6 protein-coding genes are annotated in these 6,061 nt (G+C 69.6%); 3 read left to right on the top strand and 3 right to left on the bottom strand.

The window, feature by feature from the left end; all coding sequences use genetic code 11:
* Positions 1-442: 442 nt before the first annotated feature.
* Positions 443-1,072 carry an Hsp20/alpha crystallin family protein gene (locus D893_RS10360; protein ID WP_110619742.1) on the top strand — a complete coding sequence of 210 codons (630 nt, stop codon included), beginning with the start codon at positions 443-445 and terminating at the stop codon, positions 1,070-1,072.
* Positions 1,073-1,146: 74 nt separating this feature from the next.
* On the opposite strand, the gene D893_RS10355 is transcribed toward D893_RS10360, so the two are convergent.
* Both D893_RS10355 and D893_RS10350 read right to left on the bottom strand, forming a co-directional pair.
* Positions 1,147-1,764, bottom strand: coding sequence for an NUDIX hydrolase (locus D893_RS10355; RefSeq protein WP_110619741.1), 618 nt, complete (start codon positions 1,762-1,764; stop codon positions 1,147-1,149).
* 5 nt (positions 1,765-1,769) lie between these two features.
* Entirely contained in the window at positions 1,770-2,384 is a 615-nt protein-coding gene (locus tag D893_RS10350) for a BMC domain-containing protein (protein WP_018870039.1), read from the bottom strand.
* Between the two features lie 144 nt (positions 2,385-2,528).
* Between D893_RS10350 and D893_RS10345 the strand changes: the two genes are divergently transcribed.
* Together D893_RS10345 and D893_RS10340 are read left to right on the top strand one after the other, a co-directional pair.
* Entirely contained in the window at positions 2,529-4,523 is a 1,995-nt protein-coding gene (locus tag D893_RS10345) for a site-specific recombinase (protein WP_110619740.1), read from the top strand.
* Positions 4,524-4,537: 14 nt separating this feature from the next.
* The gene (locus tag D893_RS10340; RefSeq protein ID WP_018946427.1) at positions 4,538-4,915 is read left to right on the top strand and encodes a YajD family HNH nuclease; all 378 of its coding nucleotides are present in this window, start codon (positions 4,538-4,540) and stop codon (positions 4,913-4,915) included.
* Positions 4,916-4,943: 28 nt separating this feature from the next.
* Here D893_RS10340 and D893_RS10335 read toward each other — a convergent pair whose 3' ends face one another.
* The gene (locus tag D893_RS10335) at positions 4,944-5,963 is read right to left on the bottom strand and encodes a DUF21 domain-containing protein (protein ID WP_018946428.1); all 1,020 of its coding nucleotides are present in this window, start codon (positions 5,961-5,963) and stop codon (positions 4,944-4,946) included.
* Positions 5,964-6,061: the final 98 nt, after the last annotated feature.

Raw genomic sequence — 6,061 nt, 5'->3', positions numbered from 1 at the left:
TCGGGCGCCCCACGATCAGCCGGGCCGGGACCGGGGCACCAATGGCCGGAGCGCCTCCGGTTTACCCCCTCCCGTTGCGAGCCCCTTGCGGAGGGTGCCTCGCGCCGGAAACAAGGCGCCGGATGTCTGAGCGAAGCGTAGCTTCGCGAGTTCGGCGCCGCCGGCGCGAGGTGCCCGGAGCAAGGTTCCCGGGCGAGCTCCGGGTGCCCTTCTTTGGGTCCTTTCTTGGGCAAGCAAGAAAGGACCTCGCGGTGCGCTCGCGAGAGAGCGCACCCCCCGGCGGCAGCCGAAAGCCCCGGACTCCGCAGCGCCAGCTCAAGACCCCGCGGCAGCGGTCAAGCACGGGCATGGCCGTTCAGCCGCCACTCAGGCAGCCCCGGCACGATAGACTGACAGGGCCGCCCCGGCGGCCATCATGTTCCATCCGACAGGGATTGCCGCCATGACCATGACCCGATCCGTTGCCCGCTTCGCCCTGATATCCGCCGTGCTGGGCCTGGCCCTGATGCTGGCCGCCTGTGCCCCGCGCATCTACGGCGTGCCGGAGGAGCACTGGGAGCAGATGAGCGAATCCGAGCGCCAGGAGGCGATGCGCGCCTGGGAGTCGGTGCAGAAGGAGCGCGAACAGACCCGGCGCGAGCAGCAGAAGATCGAGGCGCGCGAGCGGGCGGAACGCCAGGCGCGCATCGACCGCATCCACCGCGGCGAGGAGGGGCACTTCGGTGACCTGATCCGCGTAAGCCTGGAGCGCGGGCGGATGCGCATCGGCGGCCGCGAACGGCGCTATGCCCCGCTGGCCTTCACCCTGGCGGATGGCGAGACACGCACGGTGGAGGTCCACAGCGAACGACGTTCGGGGGAGATGAAAGTCGCCTACCGCGAAGGTCTGCTGCTGCTGGATCTGCCGTCCCGTGGCCGCAACGAGTACGGCGCGGCCCGCCTGCCGTGGCGCTCCGGCTGGCGCCGGGGCGAGACCCGCCGGGTGGATTCCGACGGGCCGCTGGAGCTGCGCAACGTGCGCGTGCACGTGGAGGCGGTGCCCCTGCCCGGGCATGGTGCCCGGCGGTTCTGATCATGCGGCGCCGGCCCGGCCCTGTTCACCTGCAAGCAGGCTCCCACAGGCATCGGGGCAACCCTGACCGCGAATCAGTACCCCGGGCGGGTGCCCGGACCCGGTACCCGGTGGGCCGGCACCGGGTCGTCGACATGCTCGGCGGTGCGCAGGCGCCGGCTCTTTTCCACCATGCGCCAGCAGGAACGATTGTTGTTGTAGCGCGAGACATGCTGCAGCGGGACCCACAGCACGGCGTGCGATTCGTGGCTGCCGGGGATCTCCAGGCGGTCGTCGATCTCCACCAGAAAGCGCACGTCGATGTGATCGTGCTGCGGAAACTCGGGGCTGGCGGGGATGGTGTGGATATCCAGATCGAAGACGTCTTCGGCGACCAGACGGATGTGCTCGCGCGCCAGCCCGGTCTCCTCGTGCACCTCGCGCAGGGCCACCTGGAGGATGTCGGCCTGACCGTCCGCATGGCCGCCGGGCTGGAACCAGCGGTTGTGCTTGCCGTGCAGCAACATCAGCGCCCGCTCGCGGTCGGGGCTGAGAACCCAGGCGGAGCCGGTGACATGCGCCGGCAGCAGATCGCAGTTGAAGCAGTCGGGGTGCCGACGGACGAAATCCAGCGCGCGGCGGCGAAAGCCCGCCTCCTCGATGAACGGGGCCTGGTGACGTTGCAGCAGATGCAGCAGCTGTTCGCGATGCATGGCGCTCAGGTTCCCGCAGGGCGTTCCAGGGCGGCGCTGGCGGCGCGCGCGGCTTCGTCGATGTCGGCCTCGCTGCCGGCCAGGATCAGACGGCCGAAGGCCCCCACGGCACTAACGTCGATCAGGGTCACGTGCGCCGCCTTCAGGGCCTGGTTCGCCGCATAGATGATGTAGCCCGCCGGCTCGGCCTCGAGGATGAACATGCTCTGTTCCGGCAGGATCATCGAACCGCGACGGTTCTGGCGGTTGATCAGCACCGTGTGGTCGGGCGACATCCCGCGGATGATCTCCTGCCACGGGATGTTGCACTGCTGGCGGTCGGAGACCTCGGCCCCCATGCGCGAGAGCAGCACGCGCCCGGCCTCCTGCACGTCGGAGTCGTCGCGCTGGTGCACCACCATGGAGCCGTATTCGCGTTCCACCACCTGTTGCGACAGGTGCACGCGGGTGGACTTGAGCGCGATGTCGGTCAGGCGGTGCACGGCCATGCCCGGCGAGACCTCCACCCACAGGCAGGAGTCTCCCGGCACCGGCGGGAATCCCTGCGAGACGGTCGCCATGTAGGCCGCCAGCTGCGGCTGCAGGGAGTCCATGTAGACGTAGGTACGGAGCTTGATCATCGATTTCGTCGGGAAGGTCGCCGGGGCCGGCCGCAGGGGGCGTATTCTGGACTGCGGGGCGACGCCGATCAAATCCGCGGGCACGCGGTCACCGAGAACGAATGATAAGCTTCGCGCCATCATCCGGAACCCAGCCCGAATACCATGTCGCAAGCCGATGACCCCGCAGACCTGCTGACCGCTCTCGAAAACGACCCCGACATCGACCTGGCGGAGATCCTCCGGCGCCTGGTCGAATGGCTGCGCCCGAAGGATCCGCAGAACGTCGCTCCGGTCATCGCGCGCCTGGAGTCCCTGGTGGCGGCCCTGCAGGAGCGGCCGGCCCTGCGCGAGCGGCTGCGCCAGCGGCTGGAAAGTGGCCTGGAGGATGCGCGCCACCTGACCCTGTATACCGGGGCCGGTCTGTTCTCGCGGCGCGGGTTCTTCCGCGAGGCCGCGGACCTGCTGTACGAGCGCATCAACCCGTCGCCGATGGACCGCGCAGACCTGCGCGACGTGCTCTATCACGTATTCCACGATCCGGACGACGCGGTCTGGGTGGCACGCCTGCCGGACGATGCCTGGCTGCGCCTGCTGAGCGCGCTGGGCTGCCTCTCCGGCGAGCATCCCGCAGTCGTCGACCGGGCCCGCGAGGAGATCCTCTACGCCCTGGAAATGCTCTCGATCTGGATCGCGGCAGAGGAGCTGGAACCCGAACTCCTGCGTCTGGATCCGTCGATCGCCGAGCGCAATTCGGCCTTCGTGGCGCAGGAACGCGAGATCGCGGCCTACGTGCGCGAGTACCGCGCCTGGCTGCAGGACCCGACCCGCGAGCGCCGTGACGACCGCCATGCGCGGGTCCTGCTGGAGCAGTGCGCCGAGCAGATCGAGAAGCTGCGCACGCTGTCGCACAGCCGTGGCAACAGCCTGTCGCTGACGCACCTGCTGGAGCGGCTGAACCAGACGCTGGCGCGCATCCACAAGCTGCTGGATCTGCTCGAGCCCGAAGACGCCGCGACCACCCGGGCCAGCGGCGTCGGCCTGTTCCGCGAGCTGGTGACCACCAGCGCCCGGCGCCACGGCGTGCGCGCCCTTTGGCAGGACAACATCCGCCAGGTCTCGCGCAGCGTGACCCAGCACGTCTCCGACACCGGGGAGAAATACATCACCCGGGGACGCCAGGAATACTTCGGCATGCTCGGGTCCGGCGCCGGGGCCGGCGTGATCATCGCGCTGATGGCCCTGATCAAGATCCAGATCGGCCACCTCGGACTGTCGGAGGGCTGGTACGCATTCTGGTCCAGCCTCAACTACGGCCTGGGCTTCGTGCTGATCCACATGCTGCACCTGACGGTGGCCACCAAGCAGCCCGCGATGACCGCGGCGCGCATGGCCGCGGCCATCGAACAGACCGAACGCGGCACCGCCGACCCGTCGAAACTCGCCGATCTGCTGGTCCGGGTCGGACGCTCGCAGTTCGCCGCCATCCTCGGCAACGTAGGTGTGGCCCTGCCCATGGCCCTGTTCATCGGTCTGTTCGCGCTGTCGGTCTTCGAACAGCCGGTGCTGGACAGCACGAAGGCCGACTATCTGCTGGACGGCCTGCGCCCGCTCGCCGGGCTCGCCCTGCTGTTCGCGGCCATCGCCGGGGTGTGGCTGTTCGTCTCCGGGCTGGTGGCCGGCTGGCTGGACAACCGCTGCGCCTATCTCGACCTGCCCGGGCGCCTGCGCGAACACCCGCTGCTGCGGCGCCTGCTGCCGCAGCGGGCGCGCCACGGCCTGGCGAACTGGGTCGGCTACCACTATGGCGCCGTGCTCGGCAACATGGTGTTCGGGGCCCTGCTGGGGGCGACCGGCTATGTCGGTTATCTCACCGGGCTGCCGCTGGATATCCAGCACGTGGCGTTCGCGTCGGCCAATCTGGGCTACGTCACGGTGACCGAGGGACTCGCCCTGACCACGTTCGGGCTGTTCCTGGCGTTCGTGCTGCTGATCGGCGCGATCAACCTGTGGGTGAGCTTCGGCCTGGCACTGTACGTGGCGCTGCGCGCCCGCGGCGTGCGCATCGGCTCCCCGGCGCGGCTGCTGCGCGCTTACGGCCGCCACCTGCGGCGCCACCCGGCGGAATTCCTGCTACCACCCCCGCGCTCGCGCGACTGAGCTATCCTCGGGGCATGAGCGATTCGAAGCGCCTGGACGAACTGGTCGCGCGCACCCAGCGCGAGCGTCAGGAGCGCGAGCGCGGCTACCGCGAGCGCGCCCTGGGCATGTACCCCTGGGTCTGCGGACGCTGCGGCCGCGAGTTCACCCGCGCCAACGTGCACGAACTCACGGTCCACCACCGCGACCACAACCACGATAACAACCCGCCGGATGGCAGCAACTGGGAACTGCTGTGCCTGTACTGCCACGACAACGAACACCAGCGCCATGGCGAGGCGCGCGCGGCGGGGCCGTCCGCCGGGGGGACCGGCGCTGCGGCGTCCGGGGGCGCCACCTGGAACCCCTTCGCCGACCTCGCCGAACGTCTGAAGGACCCGGGCAAGGACTGAACCGGGCCGCCCCGCGCCTCCCGGGCGATCACTCCGGCGTAGCGCGCGCCACGCCCCGCAGCAGCCGGCCGAGGATATCGCTGCCACTGAGGATGCGCCGGTGCTCTCCCCACAGCAGGATCACGTCCTCGCCCAGCACGGTGTCCCCCTCGTGCGCCGGACGCACGCGGAAATGCGGGATCAATCCGCCCAGCCGCCGGTTGCCGTCGCGCACCACCACCGGATGCAGGCAATGGTGCAGCGGATCGAATCTCTCGGGCGCGAACAGGGCCTCGCGGGTGAAATCCGCAGCGCGCAGCACCCGGCGTGGCTCGCCGGTCGAGTCGGTGAGGATGACCCAGGAGCAGGCCGCCCGGTTGATGCTGCGCAGGAACGGGTCGTCCACCCGCGGTTCGATGTGCGGAAACCGCGGCCGGTCCCCGTCGAACTCCAGAGTCAGGATGCTGGCCGGATCCACCGGCTCGCCCTCGTGGCGCACGGCGATGTCATCCAGCTCGAGAAAGTTCCGCGCCCCGCGCCCTTCCACCCGCGCGATCTCGCTCTCGCCCGAACGCATGTGCAGATCCAGCACCTGGTGCAGGTCGCGTTCCGGGAAATAGCGGATCTCCTCCCCGCCCAGCCAGCGGTCCAGTACCCAGGCCGTAGGCCGCGCGACCGGATACATCAGGAACTGATAGAAACGCAGTACCGGGTACAGCACCGAGGCCACGCGCAGGGCGTGGCGGGAAAAGTACGACTGCGGGATGATCTCGGCGAAGATGGTGATCACCACCGTGGAGAACAGGAACGCCGCCACGCCGCCCATCACCGAGCCGGAGAGCAGCGCCAGCAGCACGTTGACGCCCACGTTGCCCCACAGGATGGTCACCAGCGCGAAGTTGGAATCCTCGCGCAGGTGCAGGACCCGCTGCGCCCGCGCATCCCCCTTGCTGGCCTCCACCTTGAGCTCCAGCTTGCTGCGGGCGAACAGCCCCAGGTTGAGTCCCGAAAGGATCGCCGACTGCGACAGGCACAGCAGCACGCCGATCCAGGTCAGCGCGGTCGTCATCCTCGCCCCCGGCGGTCGCTTGATACCGCCAGTATCCCACACCCGGACGGCCCTGCGATCCGGCACCCGCCGGACTGTACCCGCCGCGCCCGGCGGTG

This window comes from Thioalkalivibrio sp. ALE21 (assembly GCF_003208255.1).
GTDB lineage: Bacteria > Pseudomonadota > Gammaproteobacteria > Ectothiorhodospirales > Ectothiorhodospiraceae > Thioalkalivibrio > Thioalkalivibrio halophilus.
Note: the sequence above shows the minus strand (reverse complement) of the source record. Positions and strands in the feature narration are given on the sequence as shown.